Here is a 22,790-nt window from a genome sequence, read left to right as displayed (position 1 = left end):
TACTTTGTTTGGCGGGCACCACTTTCTCTCTGTTTCAAACTATTCGCCAGACGGCCATGAAAGGACGCTTACGATCAAGGAAAAGGGAGTGATTTTTTACATAGTAGAGATCGTACTGAAGCTTTTCGGCAGAGTCTTCGACGGTGGCGCCATAGTGGTAGCGTACCTGAGCCCAACCTGTAACTCCGGGTTTGACACTGTGGCGAACGGCGTAAAAGGGGATTTCCTTTGTCAGTTGGTCGACAAAGAAAGGGCGCTCCGGACGCGGGCCAACCAAGCTCATGTCGCCCTTGAGAACGCTGAAGAGCTGCGGCAATTCATCTACACGGATTTTTCGAATGATGCGGCCAACTTTGGTGACCCGATCGTCCTTCGCTTTGGCCCATACCGGCTTCCCATCCTTTTCCGCGTCATTACGCATACTGCGGAATTTGATGACCTTGAACAAACGCCCATTCAGTCCAACACGTTCCTGACGATAGAGAATCGGGAAGCCATTTTCGATCACGATAGCAATGGCTGCAATCAACATGACCGGCAGGGCCAAGGTGATTAGAATCAAGGCACAGACAATGTCAAATAGACGTTTGACGACCGTTCTCAATGTCCCTTGTCGGAAGCCATCTCCGAAAATAAGCCATCCAGCATAGAGAGAATCCAGTCGAATTTGGCCTAAGGTTTGCTCAAAATGACTGGCCAGATCAAGTACCTTGATGCCATGAAGCTTGCAATCTAAAAGTTCGCGCAAGGGCATGGCTCCTCCGCGTCGTTCGGTGATTGCAACTACAATTTCATCAGCCTTGAGTTCTTTGGCGGTGTCCGTGAGCGATGTCGTACGGGAAAGAATCAGATTGCTCGGAATTGCGTGCTCTTCTTCAACCGGGCTTGGGAAAAACCCAACGATTTCTGCTGCCGGGTCTGCCTTGTTCAGTGCGCGCTTGACATCGATGGCACGTGCTCCGGTTCCAAAAACAAGGATTCGGCGGCTGATTGCCTTGGAAGTACTGGCATTATGGGTAGCGCTGACCCGCGTCACTAGCATGCCAAAGATGGCGGACATGGCAGACAGTTGAACGAATTCCTTGTTTAGGGAAGTCATTGGTAAGAGCGCAAAGATAGCGTAGGCCAGGGGGACGGCGAGATAGAGGGAGAGTACTGCTCGGGCACGGGTTTCACTGACATTACGGTTGTGGTGCCGTTCGTAGAAACCAAGCCATGCATTGATCAATAGCATGACAACTCCAAGTAAGCCGCCATAAACGACCACTTGAGTAATATTCACGGGGAGCCCATGACCAACCCACATGATAGCGATGATCAGACCGACGATGATGAATGAAAGGTCGAATAGCATCTGCCCGAATACTCGGGCGCGCATCCAGTGGTTAAAAATTCGAATCATTTCGATTCTCTGCCGTGGTGATATGGCGCATTATAGGTTTCGCTGATCATGATGCTCGTGGAGTATTTCACGCTGGGTTTGACATGCGGCAATGAAAGCGGACTGCTAGCAGTAAAGATTGATTTTTTGTTGCTGCGTTGCAGCAAAGTGAGGTGGCATTTTAGCCTGATCGTTCCCCTTTGGCATTAGATGTAAAGTGCATTGAATTGAATCACTCCGGGTTTGCAATAACCTACCGAAGGGTTGGGCGACTTACACCAGGACTTCAAGGACAACTGGGTGCCCCAGGAATCCCTGGGGGCTGGCACTGGCTCCGTAGGCACCGGATTGGAAAATGACTACAAGATCACCGATTTCTGCCTTTGGTAGTGTTATTCGGTCGGCCAATAGATCCAAGGGGGTGCACAACGGGCCGACGATGCTAACGGTCTCATTGTTATGCTTGTCCGTTCGATTATTGATGCTCACGGGATAGTTCTTGCGAAGTACCTGACCGAAGTTACCCGAGGCGGAAAGGTGGTGGTTGAGCCCACCATCAACTACGAGATACGTCAGGCCTCGAGATTCCTTGCGGTCGATGATACGGGTGACATAGAGACCGGCCTCGCCGACCAGATATCGTCCGAGTTCAAGCACAATTTTCGCTTGTGGCATCTCGCTGGCCGTACGTTCTATGAGGACATTCAGGTTATCCCCAATAGTTGCCAAGTCCAATCGCTGTTCACCAGGGAAGTAAGGAATGCCGAAACCGCCACCCAGGTTCAGTGAGCGTACTGGCGATAGTGCGTGATCGGCCAAGCGGCGGGCGAGTGCCCAAGAGTTTTGCTGGGCTTCGCAGATGGCTTCCGCCTTGAGGTTTTGTGAGCCAGTGAAGAGGTGGAAGCCCTCGAATTCGAGACCGGCAGCACCAATCTCCGTGAGCAGTTGCGGTACCCGTTCAGCGTCCACGCCGAATGGCTTCGGTCCTCCACCCATCTTCATTCCAGAGCCTTTTAGCTCGAACTCGGGGTTGACTCTGACAGCTACGCGCGCCGGGTAGCCAAGTTCCTCGGATATGGCAGCCAGCAAACCAACTTCTCGAAACGACTCGATATTGACCAGTATGCCGGCGGCGACCGATTGTCGTAATTCGGTATCCCGCTTGCCGGGGCCGGCAAAGCTGATTTCATGCGGATTGGCTCCTGAATCCAGCGCGACTTTCAATTCTCCGGCAGAAGCCACGTCTATGCCATCCACCAGTTCTGCCATCAGTCCAACGACTGCGGGCATGGGATTCGCCTTCATGGCATAGTGCAGCTTGATGCCGTTGGGTAGCGCAGCGCGAAGTTTCGCCACGCGTGTTTGTATGATGCTTCGATCATAGGCGTAGAACGGGGTTTGGCCCACGCGTGCAGCGACTCGCGAGAGCGGCAGCCTGTTGATCATTAGCTCACCATTGACTTCGGCGAAGTGTGTCATCGGTACGTGGACCGGGGGTGTGCGGGTAGCGCTGTTGGTCATGGGGGTTCTTGAGCGGGGGGCAGTTAGGAGGCGTAATTCTCTAGCCAACGGATTTTCAGCGCTTTGCGGTCGATTTTGCCGTTAGCGTTTCTGGGCAACGGGCCCACTCTGATGTCTATGCCGACGGGCACCATATAGGCCGGCATCCGCGATTTGCACTCGGCAAGCAGTTTTGCTTCATCCAGACGTGTGCCGGTTGCAGGCGTGGCAACTACCTGGATGGCTTGGCCGAGGCGCCCATCATCTATACCGAAGGCGACGCACTCGCTGACGAGTTGCGTGGCATAGAGTACTTCCTCAACTTCGGTCGGGCTGACTCGATAGCCTGATGTCTTGATCATTTCATCCCGGCGACCGATGAAATATAGAAAACCTTGTTCGTCGGAACGCACGGTGTCTCCAGAAAAAACGGCAATCTCCGGAAGCACGAGTCCCGACGCTCGTCCCGGCACGGCTGTCGGCAGCGGCTTGAAACGCTCAGCCGTTTTTTCTGGGTCGTTCCAGTAACCCATGCTGACAAGTGCTCCTCGGTGAACAAGCTCTCCCGGCTCGTTTGGCGCACAGGGTGTCCCATCCTCGCGGAGAACCAGGACTTCGGCATTGGGGATGGCCTTGCCAATCGAGTCCGGTCTGTGCTCGACCTCGGAGGGCGGCAAAAATGTCGAGCGGAAGGCTTCGGTCAGGCCATACATCAGGAAAGGTTTGCTGCTCGGCAATTGTCGCCGTAGGGCATTCAGTATTTCAAGCGGCATGCGCCCGCCGGTGTTTGCAAAATAGCGTAGATGATTGGTAGCGCCTTCTGGCCAGGATATTTGTGCCAATTGGATATAAAGCGGAGGCACGGCTGTCAATCCGGTGACTTTTTCGCGTTCGATGGCCTTGACTACGTCGCGGGGTAGCAAGTAATTCAGCAGTACGACCCGGGCGCCGACGTGAAAGGCGGTTGTCAGTTGGCTGAATCCGGCGTCAAACGACAAGGGCAGGGCTGCGAGGAGGGTATCCCCGGCATGGTTCTCCAGATAGCTGGCCACACTTTGGGCACCTACCACCAGATTTCGATGTGACAGAACTACACCTTTGGGTTTGCCTGTGCTGCCAGATGTATACAAAATCGCTGCCATGTCCGTGTCGATTACGCGATGCACAGATGTCTGCGGCTGCTTGATGAACGCCTGCCAAGATAGAACAGTCAAGGTTTTTGGCAGTTCATCGATGGGGTCTGAGTATTCCGGAACGATCGCGTGCCGTACCGAGGAGCAGACGTTTAATTGGTTAGCCAAAAGCAAAAGCCGTTGCGACGATGTGACCAGGCACTGCGCTTCACAGTCTTTCAGAACGTGAGCAACCTGTTCGGGTTTCAACAAAGGGTTGATTGGCACAAAAACACAGCCGGCCGCTGCTGCCCCAAAGCATGAGATCACCATTTGGGGGCATTTTTCCAGGTAGATTGCAATCCGGGCAGACCGAGGTATACCCAATGAAATCAGGCTGCTGGCGAATTGTTCCATTTGCCGGGCCAGATCTGCGTAACAGACGGATTCGTTGCCGTAGGTCAAAGCGATTGAATCCGGGGAACGGCTGGCGGAAGCCAAAGGAAGATGGTGTAGCAAGTTGGTCTCAAGCATGACGAGGCAATGACCTGTAGCAGGACAAGCAGGTAATGGCCCTATAATGCCGCGTCTCAAACAAAATGTCTTGGAGCTGCCTTGAACATTGAGCAGGAAGTATTGGCCATACTTGACGATGCGATGAGCTTGAAGGGGCGGGCCTTGCAGTTCTCGCGCAACACAGTGCTGCTTGGTGCACTACCCGAGCTTGATTCCATGGCAGTTTTGGCGATTATCAGTGGACTTGAAGCAAGACTGGGCCTGACGATTGACGACGATGATATTGACGGTGCTGTATTCGCTACTGTCGGAACGTTGGTCGATTTCGTCCAGGGGCATTTTTCGGGGTAAGTTAGTTGACACAGCGCCAAGCCTTTTTTCTCCCAGCTGAAAAAGGGCAGCGCTTTTGTATTTTTACCCCGTCGCTGCAGCAACCTGCGAGAGCGGCAGTGCTTTATCTGCATCCGTTCGCCGAGGAGCTCAACAAGAGTCGGCGCATGATTGCTCTGCAGGTTCGTGAACTGGCTGCGGCGGGCTTCGATGTTCTTCAGATCGATTTGTTCGGTTGTGGCGACAGTTCCGGCGATTTCGCGGACGCGAACTGGGCGGATTGGCTGGCCGATGGCCAACTCGCGCTTGATTGGTTGCGGGAAAACTCCCCGGGGGGGCTGTGCTTATGGGGGTTGCGATGTGGAGCCCTCCTTGCTTCCGATATTGCACGCAGGCAGGTCTTCGAGACGGCATTACTCTTCTGGCAGCCCGTTCTTTCCGGAGCAAATGTTGTCAGGGATTTTTTGCGTCTTGCTGTCGCCGGTGACTTGATGTCCGGGCATGGCAAGGAAAAACTCTCGGATATGCGCTCCCGACTGGCCGCGGGTGGAACTGTTGAGGTAGCGGGGTATCGTTTATCCGCAGCAATGGCGGATCAGTTGTCACGTGTCCCGCTGACGTGTCCTTCAGACTACAGGTCGAAGCGTGTTTTCTGGCTGGAGATTGGCAGCGAAACCCAATCGCCGCAAGCGCCTGCTACCAAGGCTGTGCTTGCACAACTGCAAGCAGCTGGTTCGGCTGTGTGTTACCGCGCATTGCCGGGGGCGCCGTTTTGGCAGACCGGCGAAATAGAGCTTGTGCCTGCGCTAATCGATGAAACGGTGGCACTGATGACCGGAACTGAAAATGCTTGAAGAGCACCCGCTCGCGTTTCATTGTGGCAATGCCGAACTTCTCGGCATATTGTCCCAGCCGGGAAGTGTTACCAAGATTGGTATATTGATCATCGTTGGCGGACCACAGTACCGTGTCGGAAGTCACCGTCAGTTCACCTTGTTAGCGCGCGCTTTGGCTGATGCCGGGTATGCATGCCTGCGTTTTGATCAACGAGGGGTAGGGGATAGCGACGGGGTACATCCAGGCTTCGATCGGATCGATGACGATATACAGGCGGCCATAGACGCTTTTTTTTCTGCGCTTCCGGCACTTGAACAGATCGTACTGTGGGGGCTTTGCGATGCGGCATCCGCCAGTTTGCTGTATTTGCAGCGAAGAGGCGATCCCAGAGTGGCGGGGATGGTCTTACTCAATCCCTGGGTGCGATCTGAGAAAACGCTGGCACGGACGAGAATTCGGCATTATTACGCGCAGCGCCTGCTGCAGCGCGAATTTTGGTCAAAACTGTTCAGTGGGAGATTGTCGTTAGGTTCAACCTTGGCCGGTTTTTGGTCGACCTTAAGGGCAAGATTAGGTGTCGAGGAAAAAGAGAGCGATAGTTTCCAGCAACACATGCGGGAGGCTTGGTGCAAGTATCGGGGTGAAACCTTGCTCATTTTGAGCGGCCAGGATTTTACCGCGCGCGAATTCATGATTTGGTGGAATACGTTTCGCACCGAAATGCCGGGAAGGGATCGAGTGACATTGATCGAGTTGCCCGATGCTAACCACACGTTCTCGTCGCAAGCGCATCGGCAAAATGTCGAGCAAGCAACAATCGCTTGGCTCGATACACGACTGGGCAGATCGTGAGCCCTCCTGCTTTTGTTACTCCCATTGCGTTCTCAAACAACCTGGCTGTGCCTGATAGTTTGCGCGTCGCTAATGATCCTCACCTAACCACGGCGTGGTTTTCCCTGCTGGCGCAAACGGCTTTGCCAGAAGGGGCTGAGGTGACAAGCTTGGGGGGGCGGTCGTCGGCTAATCTGTTTTTGATGCGTACTCCGGAGCGACCGGGAAAATTACTTTCATTGGCGACATACTACAGCCCGGTTTTCGGGTTGTGTGGTGACTCACCGATTGATGAAGAGGTTCTAAAAGAGCAGTTATCCTGCCTTCGGGAACGCAGATTCCGTTTCCATGAAGCCAGAATTCAACCGATGATCCTGGGGACTCCGGATTGGGAGATCGTCTCCAGAAGTCTTCAAGCAGCTGGCTGGGTCGTTGATCGCTTCTTCTGCTTTGGCAACTGGTATCTTCTGGTGAATCCCTTGAGTTATCAGGAATATCTCGCTCAACGGCCGGGCGCTTTACGCAGTACCATCCGCAGGGCACACGCAAAACTCAAGAGACATCCAGGTTTTCAAATAGACATTATTACCGGAGGGCGAGACTTATCCGCCGCAGTTTCGGACTACACGACGGTATATCAAAAGAGCTGGAAGGTTCCCGAGCCGTATCCGGAGTTCATTCCCGGTTTGTGTCGACTTGCAGCTGAACAAGGATGGCTACGTCTCGGTATCGCGCGCCTTGACGGCAGGCCGATTGCCGCGCAGCTCTGGTTGGTTGCTTCCGGTAAGGCAATGATCGTGAAACTTGCTTACGACGGCGAGTACGCCCACACGTCGGTCGGGACTGTGCTCACGGCCCATTTGATGCGCCATGTGATTGATGTGGATAAGGTGTCCGAAGTGGATTATCTGATGGGCGACGATCCTTACAAACGGGATTGGATGAGTCATCGTCGGGAGCGGTATGGCCTCATCGCGTTTAATCCCCGCTTTGTTGCCGGCGTCGCAGGTTTGGTTCGGCATCGCTTGGGCACACTGAAAAAAGAACTTTTTCGGTAATGTGCTTGTCAGCCAACAATGCACCGGGGAGCAACATATGATCAAGTCTCTGAGGCGATTCGCCGTTGTCCTTTTCGCTAGCTTGCTTCTGCTGTTGGTACTGATTTTTTCGGTATTTTCTTTTACCGATTGGGTCCCCGGCGATATTCAGCGATACATAAAAGATGTCCTGATGCTGCGGGCATCACTCACACTGGATCGCACTCCCGGAGAGTTGATTCGACATGCTCGGCAACGATTGGCGGGGCATCCCAAGTTGGAGTTCATTGCCATACCGGTGCTCGACTTCGTACAGCCATTCTACGAGCGTCCGGTCCCGAATAACTTGCTGCCAGTATTGGGCAAGGGTTGGAATTCACAGGCGCGTATCGAATCAAGCAGCGCAGACTTTCGCGTCGCCAGCGTTGCCGAGTTGCAAAACGCGATGCGACAGGCGGTGGCCGGTCAGCGAATCGAGATTCTTCCCGGCACCTACCGTATCAATGCAATTCTCGGGGGGAGCAATCCGGGGTTGGCGGAAAAACCGATCCTGGTTTTTGCATCTCAAGCCGGTAGTGTCCTGATCGAGGTCGTTGTCAGTGAGGCATTCCAGCTCAATCAACCTCACTGGCATTTCGAGAATCTGCATATACGTGGTAGCTGCGATAACCACGACTACTGTGAGCATGCGTTCCATATCACGGGTAAGGCCCGGAACTTTATCCTGCGGAATAACCTGATTGAGGATTTTGCAGCGCATATCAAGGTCAACGGTTACCGCGAAGACTGGCCTGACGATGGCTTGATCGAGTTAAACACCTTGCGTAACAGCGGGCCGCGCCATACCCAACGTCCCGTGACGCCGATCGATATTGTGGGAGCGAGTCGTTGGCGGGTTCAGGACAACTATGTGGCGAATTTTGCAAAGAGCGATCCGCGGGCAACTAGTTTCGGTATTTTCATGAAGGGCGCTGGGTTTGGCGGGCGCATTGAACGCAATCTGGTCGTCTGTAGTGCCAGCGAGATATCAGCTCCGGGAACGCGGGTTGGGGTTTCATTTGGCGGCGGGGAAAGCGGGCAGCAATACTGCCGTGACAAGCAATGCGTTACCGAGCATGACGGCGGAAGGGCAATCAACAATATCGTGGCGCACTGCAATGACGTCGGGATTGATATCAACAGAAGTGCCAATTCCTTCGTGGCGCACAACACCTTGATTAATACTGGCGGGATCGATGTTCGCGGGGAGAAATCGAGCGCCATGCTGTTTGGTAATCTGTACGAGGGCGTGGTGCGTGCCAGGAAAGGCGGCAGCCTACGCGAAGAGTTCTCCGAACGCCGCAGCATGAGCGAGGTTTTTCAAAATCCTGACGCACTCGATTTAAGTTGGAAGAAGCGCCCGGATCGTATTCCGAGGCATAAGCATGTTGCTGACGATTTTTGTCGCAAACCACGAGCAGAAGGGACGCAGCCGGGGGCTCTCGAAGAGGGCTCGGCCTGTTGAAGGCGGCGTGGTTTTTTTCACGATGATTTGATCGTCATGAACGTACAATACGCCCTCGTTGCTTCAAACCTTCCGCGGGCCCGGCCGGGTATTTGGCAGGAAAACTCTACTGTTCATGGCATCAACGTTCAAAACCCTCCTGTTCTCGACCTTGTACCCCAGCAGTATTCGACCTGTTCACGGAGTGTTTGTAGAAACGCGTTTGCGTGAGTTGCTTAAGAGCGGTCGTGTCGAAAGCAAGGTTGTCGCGCCGGTTCCGTGGTTTCCCTCCACGAATCCCAGTTTCGGCAGTTACGCCAAAATGGCTGCGACCCCCCGTTTCGAGCAGCGGAACGGGATTGAGGTTTTCCACCCAAGGTACTTTCTGCCCCCAAAGATCGGGCAGAACATTGCACCTTATGTGCTGGCTGCAGGTGCTTTGCCGACGATTCGGAAAATAATTCGCGACGGGTTTGATTTCGACCTGATCGACGCACATTTCTATTATCCCGACGGTGTCGCAGCATCAATCATTGCGGAGAAAATCGGAAAGCCGTTTATCTGTACCGCGCGAGGATCGGATATTAACCTCTACCGACAGTTCAAGACGCCAGCGAGCTTTTTGCGTAGCACAGTCGCCAAGGCCGGCGCCAACATTGGCGTGTGCCGAGATCTGGCCGAGCAGTTGATCGAACTCGGTGCTGATCGTGAACAGGTACACAGCATTCGGAACGGTGTCGATCTACAGCGGTTTTTTCCAGTTGACCGTAGTGCGGCACGTCAAGCCTTGGGCATAGAGCATTCCGGGATGCTCTGGATTTCGGTTGGCAATTTGATCGAATTGAAAGGGCACCATCTGTTGGTCGATATGCTGGCAGAGCGCACTGATGCCAATCTGGTGATTCTCGGGGCCGGGCCGATGCGTGCTGAACTCGAAGCACGCGCGAAATCGCTCGGTGTTGCGAATCGCCTGCAACTTGTCGGGCAGCAGCCCAACGACAAGCTGCATCTGTGGTTTAGTGCCGCAGATGTGACCTTCCTTGCCTCCAGTCGGGAGGGCTGGGCCAATGTCTTGCTGGAGTCTATGGCTTCCGGGACGCCGGTCGTTGCAACGGCCGTTAACGGTACGCCAGAGGTCGTCGCCAGTGCAGATGCCGGCCAACTTGCCAAATCACGTGATGTGCAGGGTTTGATGGCGGCACTTGACCAACTGCTTGCTACCTATCCTGATCGTGCCGCAACGCGACGCTATGCCGAAGCGTTCTCTTGGGAGGAAACCACGCAGCACCAGTTGGCAGTCTTCGAGAAAGTTTGTGGGGAAATGGGTTAATGGAAGGTTTGCTTTATCTCATCGACGTAATCTGTGTGATTTGGCTGTTGATCCTGGTTAATCGAAATGATCGGGATCATGAGGCGATGAAGCACGCCCAGTTGGGAATTTTCAGCATGAAACTTCCTGTGAATAAGACTGCTACGGTCAACGGTCATAAGGCTAAAAATCATGATTGACGTATCAGCCGTCGTTCTATCGTTCAATTCGAAGCGCTACATCGAAACCTGTGTTTGCAGCCTGATGGCAAGCTATGACGCCGCAAGCCTCAAGGGAGAGGTATTTGTTGTCGAAAATGGCTCAATCGATGGCAGTGTCGATATCCTCAAGAGCTTGCAGGCGCGGTTTGGTGAGCGTTTGAAGGTGTTTTACCTCACCGAAAATACGGGCACCACGCGCTCCCGCAATCTTGCCCTCCGTACGGCGCAAGGGAGGTCTGTTCTCGTACTCGATTCCGATGCTTATATGAATCCGGAGGCATTGCTTGCCATGCTGGCCTATCAGGCGGGTAACCCGAAAGCCGGACTTGTCGCACCAAAGCTTATTTATCCGGATGGGCGTTTTCAATTGAGCGTCGATGTCTTTCCAACCGTATCGCGAAAGATCAAGCGATACTTTGCTTTGCGCGAGCTCGAGAAGCGCGAGCCGCCAGCAGAAGCAGGCCCCGTCGACTACGCTATTTCAGCCTGCTGGTTGTTGAGCAAGGCAGCAGTCGAGGCAACCGGATTGCTCGATGAGCGCATTTTTTATTCGCCCGAAGATGTTGATTATTGCATTCGCCTTTGGCGCGCCGGATATCAGGTTCACTACTACCCCGAGGTTTCCGTCGTTCATGATGCGCAAGAAATATCCCGGCCCAAGGGTTTGGCCGGGATTAACAAATTCACCATCCGACACGCCAAGGGCTTGTTGTATCTTTTCCTGAAGCACCGCTACGGGTTCGGGCTGAGCGCGCTCTACCGCCGGCTCCGGCGTTTTGCCTGATATCTATCTCATGAAAATTCTGCACGTTTTCGATCATTCACTCCCTTTGCAGGATGGCTATTCCTCTCGCAGTTGGGCCATTCTTCAGCAACAACAAGCACGTGGCTGGATCGTTTATCCAGTCACAGGCCCTCGACAAAACTCGACAGCCGATGCTGAAGAAGTTGTAAGCGGCATGACCTTTTACCGCACTGCAGACCGCCCCTCAATCTGGGGACGATTGCCCGTCATCAAGCAATTCTGGACGATCTGGCTGGTTTATGCCCGCTTGTGTCAGTTGATTCCGACTCTCAAGCCCGACGTGCTGCACGCACACTCGCCGGCATTGAATGGTGTTGCCGCCCACTTGGCGGCAAAGCGCTTTGGCTTGCCACTTGTTTATGAAGTACGTGCCTTCTGGGAGGATGCTGCGGTAGACCAGGGTACCAGCAGCGAAGGCGGATTGCGTTATAAGCTGACCCGCGGCCTGGAAAATTTTGTTTTCAAACGAGCCGACCGTGTTACGACAATTTGCGAAGGACTCAAGCGCGATATTGAAGCGCGAGGGCTTTGCAATGCACCGATTACCGTCATCCCCAATGCTGTCGAATATGAGAGATTCTCCAAGGAAATGCCTCGGGATGAAGCGCTGGCCGGGCAATACGGCTTTGTGGCCGGAAACACCTTGGGGTTTATCGGTTCCTTTTATGACTATGAAGGGCTGGATCTCCTGATCGCAGCCATGCCGGATCTCCTGAAACGGAATCCGGACATCAAGCTGCTGCTGGTCGGTGGAGGCATGCAGGATCAGGCACTACGTCAGAAAACTGAACAATTAGGGCTGCAGAGCGCAGTGATCTTTACCGGCAAAGTACCCTTTGCCGAGGTTGAGCGCTATTACTCGGTGATCGATATTCTCGTGTATCCAAGAAAGTCTCTCCGCCTCACTGAACTGGTGACCCCACTCAAACCATTGGAAGCCATGGCCCAACGCAAGGTATTTATCGCTTCTGATGTCGGGGGCCACCATGAACTGGTTAAGGACGGCGTGACCGGTGTGTTGTTCAAGGCTGACAACCTTGGGGCCTTGATCGAAGCGATTAGTGGACTCATTGGTCGGCCAGATTTTCAAAAGACCCTTTGCGAAAATGGTCTGGCATTTGTTCGTAACGAGCGAAACTGGACAAATAGCGTTGCCAACTACGTGCAGGTTTACGGAGGTGCATGTCAAGAGATTGGGGGCGAGGATGCGTGACATTGCGATGTTCTTCGCAATGCTAGCCTTGCTGCCACTCGCATTCAAGAACAGCTACAACGCTTATCTTTTGTGGGGGTGGACAGCACTTTTGTCGCCTGTTTACTATCTATTCGGATTCATGCAGGGGTTACGTTACAACCTGATTTTTGCGGCGATCGCAATCGGACTTTGGCTTTTAGGGAAAGTGGATTTAAAGGGTAAGATCAGTGCCAATAGCTCAACACTATTGTTAATTGCCTTCACATTCCATGTGAGCCTTTCTGCTTTGTTTGGCTACGATAATAATCCGTGGAACGTTCAGGTTTACGAAGGGTTCGTCAAGGCAATGTTTTTTGTGTTGATGATGCCAATTTTTGTCAGCACACGTCTTCGAATCCATGCCTTGGTCGTGGTTATATGTTTAGCGTTGGGTTTTCATGGTGTTGTCGAAGGTCTAAAACTTATTTCCAGCGGGGGCGCTCACAAGGTTCGTGGTATCGAAACTTCAATGTTGAGCGATAACAACCATTTTGCCGTTGGGATGGGGATGGTTTTGCCACTGCTGATTTTTTTGATGATTCACCTCAAAGCACAGATTGCAAAATATGCTGCCGCCGCTGGACTGATTTTGACCGTGCTTGCGATTGTTGCTACTCATTCCCGCGGAGGCTTTCTTTGTATCTCCGTTGTCGGTTTATGGTATGCCTTCACCGCGCGCAGAAAGGTGTTTTCCTTTTTTCTTCTGGCGGTTATTTCTTTCCTGGCATTTCAAATGGCGCCTGAAGAGTGGTTTAGTCGCATAGAAACAATAAAGACCGCTGATGCTGATGAGTCATTTATGGGGCGAGTTATTGCTTGGAAAGTCAGTACTGCCGTTGCACTTGTAAACCCGATATTTGGTGGTGGCCTGCACGCAATTCAAGCTGCCCCTGTGTGGCAGGAGTTTATTTATAAGCTGGATTTTCTCTCGTTTATATCAACGCCTTTGCCGGATGCACAACATCCGAGAGCTGCTCATAGCATTTACTTCGAAATACTGGGTGATCTTGGTCTGGTTGGACTTTTACTTTTTATTTCAATAATCATAAATGCATTTTTGACTGCTGGTCGGATTCGGAAGCTTACAACTGGAGAAGAGAATTTAATTTGGGCTAGAGATCTTGCCGACGCATTGAGATTGGCACTTGTAGCTTACTGTATTGGTGGGGCTGGCGTCAGCCTGGGCTATTTGGAGTTATTTTATGTTATTGTCATGTTGCTGGCTGTTCTTCAAAATCACATCCAAGCCGTTTCTGATGTCGTGAACAAAAAGAGTGCCCAATCTAGCCTCTCATTGAACAGAAAAATAAATTTGGATGGTTGAGGCTATGTTCAATGCGGTAATTCGACGAAAGTTAAACAGTGCATCGAACGGTGCATTAACAATACTTCAGTACCATAAAGTCCCACTTGATGCGCCAAAATATATTGAAGGGGAGGTACTGGCTAGTGATTTTTCCTGGGGGTTAGAGCAGTTTAAGGAGTGGTTTAATTTCTTGCCACTCGATGAAGCCATACATCGTTTAAAGATTCACGATTTACCACCGCGATCAGCTGTTCTTTCTTTTGATGATGGTTACGCGGATTGGTTCGATCATGTCGTACCAGCACTCTTGGAGCACAGAGTTCCAGCTACGTTTTTTGTAACCAGTGCTCAAATCAACTGTTCAAAGCCGTTCTGGCACGAACGTGTCGCCATTGCGTTGGCCAGGCGTGGGGTGGAGAGACTGCCTCATGGATTTGAGTTTGCTACAAGCACAGGCGCGGAGAGTAGTTTGTCTCAAACGATAATCGCAGTGCAGAACCATCTCAAATATTTACCCTTATCAGAAAGAGAAGCAGCAATTGCCGTACTTGAAGCTGACTTGCCATTGAGCGGAGACTATCGGCCTTTCAGATCGGCAGATCTGATTCGCTTACGCGATGCGGGCTTTCAAATCGGTGGACATTCTCGACATCATCCTATTCTTACCTCTTGTGATGTCGCTCAGGCCAAGGATGAAATTGGCGGCTGCAAAGAAGAATTGGAAGCCATCCTACGGGAGCCGGTAACGGCATTTGCGTATCCAAACGGTCGCCCGGACTGTGATTTCAATGCCAGTCACGTTGCTCTTGTTGAAGCTGTCGGCTACCGCTATGCAGTCACTACGGCTCCGGGGGTTTCTCGCAGCGATACAGACCCTTTTCAACTGCCACGCTTTACCCCTTGGGCACGCTCTTCCTGGAGAAGTGCATTGCAATTTTTGCGCAATATGCGTGTATCACCCCAAATGGTGAAGGTATGAGTAACACTAAGGTATTGATGATTGCGTTTCACTTCCCACCTCAGGCTGGCAGTAGTGGGATTCAGAGAACACTCAACTTTGCCAAGTATCTCCCGAAAAATTGTTGGACTCCGTTTGTACTCTCGGCACATCCGCGGGCTTACGAAAGTTGCAGCAATGATTTGATGGCGAGTATTCCGCCAGAGATTCGGGTTGTACGGGCTTTTGCGCTGGATGCTGCCAAGCATTTGGGAATCAAACGCAAATACCCCGGGATTGTGGCCTTGCCGGATCGTTGGTCGGCATGGTGGATTGGTGGAGTGCTTAGTGGATTGCGACAAATTCGCCGTGAGAAACCAAGCGTTATTTGGAGTACTTATCCCATCAGCACTGCACACCTGATCGGATTGACGCTAAGTCGCTTATCTGGCTTACCTTGGGTTGCCGACTTCCGTGATCCGATGATCAATGGTGACTACCCAAGTAACCCCCTACAGCGTCGTGTATGGCAGTGGCTGGAAGGACAAGTTTTTCGCTATGCTAAACGTTGTGTATTCACAACCGAACGCGCTGCAGAAACCTATCGCCAGCGTTATCCAGGCGCAGCTGAAAAATGTCGCGTCATTGAAAATGGTTACGATGAAGAAGTATTTGCCGGAAATGTGGCGAAGAGGGATGGTGTGAGTGAGGGGCAACTGCTGATGCTGCACAGTGGAATCATTTATCCCCGCGACAGAAATCCCACAGCATTCTTCCAAGCTATTGCCCAGTCAATCAACAACTACTCTATCGAGCGTAGCCGATTGAAGATTCGATTTCGGGCACCACATCACGGCGACGAAGTTGCGCAGTTGGCAGCAACGTTTGGTCTTTCGGATATTGTCGAGATTGCACCGCCAATACCATATAGGGAAGCCATCAGTGAAATGCTGGGGGCAGATCTCCTCTTGGTTTTTCAAGGAAAGCAATTCAATGCTCAAATCCCGGCAAAAATATACGAATATCTCAGGACGGGAAAGCCGATTTTAGGCTTGGTGGATCCACAAGGAGACACTGCTCGCATTCTCGAAGAGTTTGACGCCTACATTGGGGCAAATATTGATTCGGCAGTCGAAATTGAACATTGCCTGGAACTTTTCATGGAAAGGTCGTCGAGTTTTGATTTTAAGTCCAAAGAAAGAGCGCGTGCGTCGACTGCATTTCGTTTCTCGAGAGGTAGTCAAGCCGTGGAGTTGGCCTCCTGTTTCCAAGAGTTGATGAGTGAATAGAACAGAAAGCGATACTATATTTTTAGATCGGAATTTATCCGTCTACCTTGACCTGGCGCGATTTATTGCCGCAGTGGCTGTTCTGCTCGGCCATATGAAGCAATTTGGATTTTACCCTGAGGGTGGTTTTTTTTCGGATTATGCGCACAGTGCAGTAATTTATTTTTTTGTGTTGTCAGGATTGGTAATCGCGCATTCGACAAAAAAAGGACATGGGTGGAAATCATATATTTTAGCAAGGGTTTCCAGAATATATTCTGTTGCGATACCGGCCATATTTCTTGGTTTTTTTTTGAAAGGCGTTGTTTATTATGTGGCTGGCGATTTTCCAGGATATTTGTCACAGGATTTTACCTGGATAAATTTTCTTGGCCCCATTTTGTTTTTGAACGAGTCATGGGGGGGGGTGCCAAGGTTCCCTGGAATGGACCTTATTGGTCATTATGTTATGAAGTGTGGTACTACGTACTATTCGGGTGTTTTATTTACTACAAAGGTAGGGCGCGTTTTTATGTTCTAGGCTTGGTTTGCTTGATTGCTGGGCCGGCTATTCTGTTGCTCTTTCCCATATGGCTGCTTGGGGTTCGTTTATCATCCATGAAAACTACTTGCTCATTTGGGAATCCGCTATTGGTTTTTCTATTCTTTGGTAGTCTTTGGGTGATATATTTTATTGTTAATAATGGAGTCGATGACGGCGTAAAAGATTATCTGCATCATAAGGTTCCTGGTTTTTGGAGGATGGCAGATTCCCAGAGGTTTGTCACTGATTATATTTTGGCGTTGTGTGTATTTTCCAATATATTTTCTGCTCGTTTCTTGATGCAGGGAGGTTCATTTTTTTCCGATCGCATCGCTCAGTGTATTTCAGCATATTCTGGCATGACATTTTCGCTGTATATGTATCATTTTCCCTTGTTGTATATGCTGAAAAGAATGAATATTTATTCTGTTGAGAGTGAGATATCTGCTATTCCTGTTGTATTTTTTGTGCTGCTGGTTTGTTGGGTTTTGTCGTTGGTTACAGAAAAAAAAGCAGTTTATTTGATGCGATGGCTTGATCGTCGATTAGTTGGTAAGCCTTGTTAATAACAAACTAAAATTTCGGGTCATTCTATGCTTGGTCATTTTTTTGGTTATTATGATTTTTCTGGATCCGAATATTGTTGCAAAGAAATAAAAGAAGGGATTCTGCGGGAGGTTGGTCAAATAGGTGGATTTTTTCAGATGGAGTCTGGAAATCAGCATCGTAGCCTTCTCGTTTCTAATGTGTTTGTGCTTGAGAGGAAAATTTCCAGGGTTGGAATTTCGCTTTGTGGTGACCTAGTCGCCAAGGACTCTGAAAAAACGCTTATCGAACTTGCTTCGGGGGAAATTGATTTTTCTGGCGAAGTGATCAAATCGATGCTCAAAGGAGCAAATGGAACGTTTGCTTTTGCGGCGTTAGCTGACGAATTGTGGTTGGCAACAGACTTTCTCGGAGGGCGCCCACTGTTTCATGCTGTTCATGAAGGGGTATTGATTTTTGGTACTTCCTTTGAACTGATAAGACGCCTTATTCCCAAGCCTTGCTCGCTCGATTTTCAGGCAGCCAGCGAAGATTTTTGCTTCGGGTACCCGCTGTCTGATAGAACGTTGGCTAACGAGATCAAGGTTCTCCGCGGGGGAGAGTATATTCGCTGTTCTAGAGGAGAGTTTGAAGTTGCTTATTACGAGCGATTTCCAGTAGAACTAGAGACATTTACGGCAATAGAATCTAGTTTAGAAGCGAGTGCCTTGGCTATTAGGGCTGCTATCCATGACCGAGTTCAGTCGGGAGAGTCGCAAGTAGCCTTGCTTAGCGGGGGACTGGACTCACGTGTGATTGTTTCGGAGTTGCTTGAGGAAGGCCATCAGGTGACTGCTGCTAACTATTCACTTGTTGGGACATTGGATCGAATTTTTGCAGAGCAATTTTCAGAATCATCGAGGATTAGTCTACGAATTAACAATTTCCAGAAGCAATATCACTGCCTTGCTCAAGGAGAAACAACGTCATTTTCTCTAAACGCAGCCCAAAGCGGCTTGCCAGAGAAAAGGATTTTTTCTGGAGATGGCGGTGGTGAAATTTTCGGTTTTATCGATATAAAACCAGAGTTTTTCCAGTGTTCTTGTTTTGATGATTTCGTGAATTTAATGATCCATCAGCAACCATCAAAGTATATTGGTGGTGATAAATTTAGAGATAACATTATAGATGCATGTCGAGATGGTCTGCGTAGTCAGCTTGATCATATCGGTTTTCGGGATGAGCTAAAGGCTGCCTATGTGCTCTATTTGGTTAATGACTTAAGGCGGCATTTGCATGAGTATTTTTCTGGTTTGTGTAGTGAAACAAGGGAGCTGCTATTACCCTATTATGATCGCCGAGTGATCGGTGCAGCTCTTCGTATTCCAAATATTAGTAAAGAACTGGTCGGCCATGGTTATTATTATCGCTTGTTGGACCATCTGTCGCCGGCAATAAAGCTTGTTCCTTGGCAATCCTATCCCGGTTCAATTCCATGTCCTGTGCCATATGAAGAGGGTCGTGGAGTTTCTCAATGGGGTTATGAAAGAGAAACTAACCGACGTGATGCGAGGCGATGGGCTTTTTTGGCGTTGAGGTCGATTAATCTATCGGTGCAGAATAAAGAAATTCGTGCAGTAATATTAGTGGTTCTGTGCTGCTTTGCTATTATCGGGTTGTACAAAAATAGCTATATATTTAAGCAGATTCTGAGAGTTAATCGGTATTTTTCGTTGGCTAGACGGAAGTGATTTATTTTCTTGGTGTTTTTGATGCTTAAGCTAATTGTGTATTATTTTGGGCGCCTCGGCTTCGTGTTTAAATACGACTGGTATTCATTCTTCTGCTTGGATCATAAGATGAAGCTGGCTCCCTGTTCGGGTACGATTAGCCTGCGCGAAGTAAAAAACGATGTTGCTGATGACGAGGTTTTTGGATGGGTAACTATTAAAGAAGCCCGCCAACTTATAAAAAATCCATTACATCGATTTTTTTTGCTCCAAGACAATGGCGTTGTAGTGGCGAGTTGTTGGGCACAATTTTATGAGATTAATCTAGACTTTCTTGATGTGAAGAAGGTTATTCCGAATAATTCCGTTTATTTGACACATGTGGTGGTGAAAGATGAATTTCGAGGACAAGGTTTCTCGAATCGCTTATTGGAAGCTGTTTTAAATAAGCTGCAAACAGAAGGGTTTAATCGAATATATATATGCTGCGATAGCCGTAATGTTTCGATTAGGAAAGTGTTTTCTCGGCTTGGATTTGGGTTTTATCTTGGTATTCGATTTTTCAGATTTGGATTGTTTCGTTTCTATACGATGTTTTCAGAATCAGGTTGCAGCCATTCTCGTCGTGGAGTAAACCCATTCCCGGTTGATGTTCATTTTTTAGAGAGCAGAAAAACCTGCGATGAATCATGATTAAGGAGACGTTATTTTGAAATCAGGGGATACGCCTCTGAAGAGTGCAATTCTCGTCGTTTCATTGCGCTGGATTGATCGCCTGATCGGCTTTGTCAGCACGTTGATTCTTGCCCGACTGTTGATGCCGGAGGATTTTGGGCTTATCGCAATGGCATCAATAGTCATTGGTTTGGCTGAAGCGATGCTTGATGTTGGCGTTAATGTCTTTCTCATTCAAGCAAGAAACCCTACATCAGATCATTACAACACCGGTTGGACCGTAAGAATTCTTCAAGGGTTTCTCCTGTTTTTACTTTTGTCGTCGGCCTCTTTATTCGTAGCGCAATATTTCGGTGATGAACGCGTTCAGCTGGTGTTAGTCGGTTTGGCCTTCGCAGGTTGGATTGCTACATTTGAAAACATTGGAGTAGTTAATTTTCAAAGGGATATGCGTTTCACCAGGGAGTTTCGTTATCTATTCACTCGGCGAATATTCGGCTTTTTTGTCACTATCGGATTGGCTCTGGCGCTTCGTTCCTATTTTGCGCTTGTCATTGGTACCGTCATGATGCGTCTCTTTGGCGTCGCGTTGAGCTTTTGGATGCATCCGATGCGTCCTCGTTTTAGTTTGGGAAAAATATCGGAAATGATGGGGGTGTCGATATTTTTGATGCTCAAGAATATTTTTATGTATGTTGACGGAAATTTTCACAAGGTGGTTCTGGGGGGCGGTACAAATACGGCATCTATGGGGGGCTATACAGTCGCTTGCGAAGTAGCCGATTTACCAAGTTCGGAAGTGTTGAGTCCCATCAATCGTGTCTTGTTTCCAATGCTTACCAGAGCGCGTGATGATATAAACGAGCAGCTTAGAATAATGAATCTGACACAAGGAATCCATTTATTGATAACAATTCCAGTTTCTGTTGGGTTGTGCTTGTTGGCCGATGAGACTGTACGTATTCTTTTAGGTGAAAAATGGGTTTTTGTGGTGGGCGCGCTGCAGGTTGTAGCATTCTTTAATATAACTTCTTCGGTTATTAGTGCTCCAAATTATCTGATGATGGCAAATGGATTTTTCAAGGTGGTCATGTGGATTTCATTTGTACAGCTTGTTTTGTTTGGTTTTGCGTTTTATTTTAGTCCGTGGCCGATCACGATGGAGAATGTTGCTTTGATTCGGTTGTCCTGCCTAGGGCTTGGTACTGTTTTTGGTTATTACGTATTTAAGAAACTTGTTCCTCAAGCAAAATTAAAAGATCTTTTTGATAATTCTATTCGTCCAGTTTTGGCGTCAATTTTGATGGTGTTATTCATTATTTATTTTGTTTTTGACGCTATTTCGGACCAAAATGAAGTTTCAAGGTTTTTGATTACCGCCTCAACAGGAGCGTTCGTTTATGGTATTACAGTGCTCCTTCTTTGGCTGCTGCAATCAAGGCCGGCAGGGCCTGAGATGTATGTATTCGAGCGCATCAAAGAAAGGTTCGGCAAGTGAATACGAGAGTATGCGATTTTGCTTGGCTGGAAAATAATTTCGAGGGTGTTGAGTTTTTTTTCCTTGCCATGGCTCTCAATGGTACAGAATTTCATCTAGATATTGCTGATAGTAGGAGCATAGATTCGATCCAAATCCCTGGCATCGTTTTTTTATCTTCTCTATCCACGCATCATTCCTCATCCTTGGCCATTGAATCCACGCAAGCTGTCACAATTTTTCGTGGCTATGAATTGGATATTGGTATCTCAAGTTACGATAATCGTGTGACAGAAGTTTTGCCGAAGTCGTTGGAGAATGGTGTTTTTGCTTTTATTCGTTACAACAAGCATTCTAAATCGCTGATTGTACGATCAGACCTGTTTGGTGTATCACCTCTGTTTTATAGAATTGACAATGGTATATTTTACTTGTCAAGCCATAACGTTCTTTTAAGGCGGCAGGGGGATAAATCGGACACAAGTGGTGAGATTTCGCTGCTAAATTATGGTTTTGCTTTTGATCAACATACTTGTCATGCCGACATAAAACGCTTCCCTCCCGGTATGCAGGCAAGCATTGACGCCAGTGGCCATATTATCTGGCAACCTTGGGGGTGTTGGAGCAACTTAGGGCAAGGTGATCGTTTTGTAGATGATAGTGCTGCTCAAGAGGTGGAGTCAGCTTTTCGAGAGGCTATGCAGCGTTGCACTGCACTAGCGCATGGCGATATCGTATTGCCACTGTCCAGTGGGTATGACTCAAGGCGTATGTTTGGGTTTTTAAATGAGGAAAATCTTGAGTTTGAAACCATTACAGCTCAGGCGTACAAGCGTATTGGTAATCGCTACTACGATATCGATGGGCGGTTTGGTCCCGAAGTAGCACGGCGATTCGGACGGCCAAACCGCTTGGTTCCTGCTCGAACGCCTGAAGGTTTGTCTGCAGATTTGGCGCGGCGTGATCTTCTGATTGGTAGCGAAAGTCTCATGCATGGCTGGTCCATGGGCCTCTTTGAGGCATTGAGAGGGAACACTGCTGCTTGTATTTTTGATGGTTTGGGTGGAGATGCCCTGGGAAATTCTGGTTTTGTTTTTCCCGGGTTTCATGTCAACTATGAAAATAATATCGATATCCTCTTCAATGAGACAGCTAAACCCGGCTTTGCCCGTACCTTGGGATACCAGGGGGAAGTCTATGATGGCTATAGACAGGCCTATCGAGATTATTTGAATTCGCTGCCACCGGGAACTAATCAGTGTGAACTTGCTTTCCTTTTACTTCGTACCCGCCGATCGATTGCGCCGTGGATCTTGATGAATCAGGCGCCTGGTAGTTTGGTGGTTTTTCCTTATCTCGAACTTGGACATGTCAGAAAAACTCTGGAGTTTTATCCAGGGGAGAAGTATCGTGTTTTTTTGCAAAAATACTGCCTAGAAAAATATTACCCTCATTATTTTTCTATTCCAGGGTCGAGGGCTATGCCTGCAGTACTTCCGCCACTCCCCATAGGTGATTCGAATCAGCTTGATAAGGTCGAGCATCAATATTTTTTCTCAGCAGAAATTGTTGATGCAATCGAATCTCGCATTCATGGTCTGAATAAATATTACTTTGCGCTTTTTAGAAGCCGTTTGGCACTTAAATATAGTAGACCATGGCTTTTTGAAACGTTGGCGAGATACATTCGATCAGAGATCAGAACGGGGTATTTTCTAAGGTAGTTTGTTGG

At 49.4% G+C, this 22,790-nt stretch carries 21 protein-coding genes; 18 read left to right on the top strand and 3 right to left on the bottom strand.

Features of this window, described 5'->3' with window-relative positions:
• Positions 1-34: 34 nt before the first annotated feature.
• The 3 genes from AB6Q56_RS08265 to AB6Q56_RS08255 form a co-directional block, all read right to left on the bottom strand.
• Complete coding sequence (locus AB6Q56_RS08265) at positions 35-1,402, bottom strand: TIGR03013 family XrtA/PEP-CTERM system glycosyltransferase (protein WP_434516586.1); 1,368 nt, start codon at positions 1,400-1,402, stop codon at positions 35-37.
• Between the two features lie 252 nt (positions 1,403-1,654).
• Positions 1,655-2,902, bottom strand: coding sequence for a pyridoxal-dependent decarboxylase, exosortase A system-associated (locus AB6Q56_RS08260; RefSeq protein WP_434516585.1), 1,248 nt, complete (start codon positions 2,900-2,902; stop codon positions 1,655-1,657).
• 23 nt (positions 2,903-2,925) lie between these two features.
• The gene (locus AB6Q56_RS08255) at positions 2,926-4,527 is read right to left on the bottom strand and encodes an acyl-CoA ligase (AMP-forming), exosortase A system-associated (protein ID WP_434516584.1); all 1,602 of its coding nucleotides are present in this window, start codon (positions 4,525-4,527) and stop codon (positions 2,926-2,928) included.
• An 81-nt stretch (positions 4,528-4,608) separates the two neighbouring features.
• Here AB6Q56_RS08255 and AB6Q56_RS08250 point away from each other — a divergent pair, with 81 nt between their 5' ends.
• The 18 genes from AB6Q56_RS08250 to AB6Q56_RS08165 all read left to right on the top strand — a co-directional run bounded on the left by AB6Q56_RS08250 (position 4,609) and on the right by AB6Q56_RS08165 (position 22,782).
• Positions 4,609-4,860, top strand: a complete 252-nt coding sequence (locus tag AB6Q56_RS08250; RefSeq protein ID WP_434516583.1) for an acyl carrier protein — start codon at positions 4,609-4,611, stop codon at positions 4,858-4,860.
• 5 nt (positions 4,861-4,865) lie between these two features.
• The gene (locus AB6Q56_RS08245; RefSeq protein WP_434516582.1) at positions 4,866-5,693 is read left to right on the top strand and encodes a hydrolase 2, exosortase A system-associated; all 828 of its coding nucleotides are present in this window, start codon (positions 4,866-4,868) and stop codon (positions 5,691-5,693) included.
• Positions 5,686-6,528: a hydrolase 1, exosortase A system-associated gene (locus AB6Q56_RS08240; protein ID WP_434516581.1), complete on the top strand. Its 843-nt coding sequence runs from the start codon at positions 5,686-5,688 to the stop codon at positions 6,526-6,528. Before AB6Q56_RS08245 ends, AB6Q56_RS08240 begins: the two co-directional genes overlap by 8 nt.
• Positions 6,525-7,565 carry a GNAT family N-acetyltransferase gene (locus tag AB6Q56_RS08235; RefSeq protein WP_434516580.1) on the top strand — a complete coding sequence of 347 codons (1,041 nt, stop codon included), beginning with the start codon at positions 6,525-6,527 and terminating at the stop codon, positions 7,563-7,565. The genes AB6Q56_RS08240 and AB6Q56_RS08235 overlap by 4 nt, the downstream gene beginning before the upstream one ends.
• A gap of 37 nt (positions 7,566-7,602) precedes the next feature.
• On the top strand, positions 7,603-9,048 hold the full coding sequence (locus AB6Q56_RS08230) for a hypothetical protein (RefSeq protein WP_434516579.1): 1,446 nt from the start codon (positions 7,603-7,605) through the stop codon (positions 9,046-9,048).
• Between the two features lie 115 nt (positions 9,049-9,163).
• Positions 9,164-10,357, top strand: a complete 1,194-nt coding sequence (locus AB6Q56_RS08225; protein WP_434516578.1) for a glycosyltransferase family 4 protein — start codon at positions 9,164-9,166, stop codon at positions 10,355-10,357.
• Positions 10,357-10,536, top strand: coding sequence for a hypothetical protein (locus tag AB6Q56_RS08220; protein ID WP_434516577.1), 180 nt, complete (start codon positions 10,357-10,359; stop codon positions 10,534-10,536). The genes AB6Q56_RS08225 and AB6Q56_RS08220 overlap by 1 nt, the downstream gene beginning before the upstream one ends.
• Positions 10,529-11,341, top strand: a complete 813-nt coding sequence (locus tag AB6Q56_RS08215) for a glycosyltransferase family 2 protein (protein WP_434516576.1) — start codon at positions 10,529-10,531, stop codon at positions 11,339-11,341. The genes AB6Q56_RS08220 and AB6Q56_RS08215 overlap by 8 nt, the downstream gene beginning before the upstream one ends.
• Before the next feature lie 10 nt (positions 11,342-11,351).
• A complete protein-coding gene (locus AB6Q56_RS08210; RefSeq protein WP_434516575.1) occupies positions 11,352-12,575 on the top strand; it encodes a TIGR04063 family PEP-CTERM/XrtA system glycosyltransferase in 1,224 nt (407 codons plus the stop codon).
• Positions 12,568-13,920 carry a putative O-glycosylation ligase, exosortase A system-associated gene (locus AB6Q56_RS08205; RefSeq protein ID WP_434516574.1) on the top strand — a complete coding sequence of 451 codons (1,353 nt, stop codon included), beginning with the start codon at positions 12,568-12,570 and terminating at the stop codon, positions 13,918-13,920. Before AB6Q56_RS08210 ends, AB6Q56_RS08205 begins: the two co-directional genes overlap by 8 nt.
• Entirely contained in the window at positions 13,913-14,881 is a 969-nt protein-coding gene (locus AB6Q56_RS08200; RefSeq protein ID WP_434516573.1) for a polysaccharide deacetylase family protein, read from the top strand. The genes AB6Q56_RS08205 and AB6Q56_RS08200 overlap by 8 nt, the downstream gene beginning before the upstream one ends.
• A gap of 164 nt (positions 14,882-15,045) precedes the next feature.
• The gene (locus AB6Q56_RS08195; protein WP_434516572.1) at positions 15,046-16,128 is read left to right on the top strand and encodes a glycosyltransferase; all 1,083 of its coding nucleotides are present in this window, start codon (positions 15,046-15,048) and stop codon (positions 16,126-16,128) included.
• Positions 16,121-16,648, top strand: a complete 528-nt coding sequence (locus AB6Q56_RS08190; protein ID WP_434516571.1) for an acyltransferase family protein — start codon at positions 16,121-16,123, stop codon at positions 16,646-16,648. The genes AB6Q56_RS08195 and AB6Q56_RS08190 overlap by 8 nt, the downstream gene beginning before the upstream one ends.
• A 77-nt stretch (positions 16,649-16,725) precedes the next feature.
• A complete protein-coding gene (locus tag AB6Q56_RS08185) occupies positions 16,726-17,217 on the top strand; it encodes a hypothetical protein (RefSeq protein WP_434516570.1) in 492 nt (163 codons plus the stop codon).
• 27 nt (positions 17,218-17,244) lie between these two features.
• Positions 17,245-18,927, top strand: a complete 1,683-nt coding sequence (locus tag AB6Q56_RS08180) for a hypothetical protein (protein ID WP_434516569.1) — start codon at positions 17,245-17,247, stop codon at positions 18,925-18,927.
• Between the two features lie 108 nt (positions 18,928-19,035).
• Positions 19,036-19,599, top strand: coding sequence for a GNAT family N-acetyltransferase (locus tag AB6Q56_RS08175; protein WP_434516568.1), 564 nt, complete (start codon positions 19,036-19,038; stop codon positions 19,597-19,599).
• A 16-nt stretch (positions 19,600-19,615) separates the two neighbouring features.
• Positions 19,616-21,079 carry an oligosaccharide flippase family protein gene (locus AB6Q56_RS08170; protein WP_434516567.1) on the top strand — a complete coding sequence of 488 codons (1,464 nt, stop codon included), beginning with the start codon at positions 19,616-19,618 and terminating at the stop codon, positions 21,077-21,079.
• Positions 21,076-22,782 (top strand): hypothetical protein, encoded by a 1,707-nt coding sequence (locus tag AB6Q56_RS08165; RefSeq protein ID WP_434516566.1) that lies wholly within the window; start codon positions 21,076-21,078, stop codon positions 22,780-22,782. The genes AB6Q56_RS08170 and AB6Q56_RS08165 overlap by 4 nt, the downstream gene beginning before the upstream one ends.
• Positions 22,783-22,790: the final 8 nt, after the last annotated feature.

The organism is Dechloromonas sp. ARDL1, from assembly GCF_051122455.1.
Lineage (GTDB): Bacteria > Pseudomonadota > Gammaproteobacteria > Burkholderiales > Rhodocyclaceae > Azonexus.
Note: the sequence above shows the minus strand (reverse complement) of the source record. Positions and strands in the feature narration are given on the sequence as shown.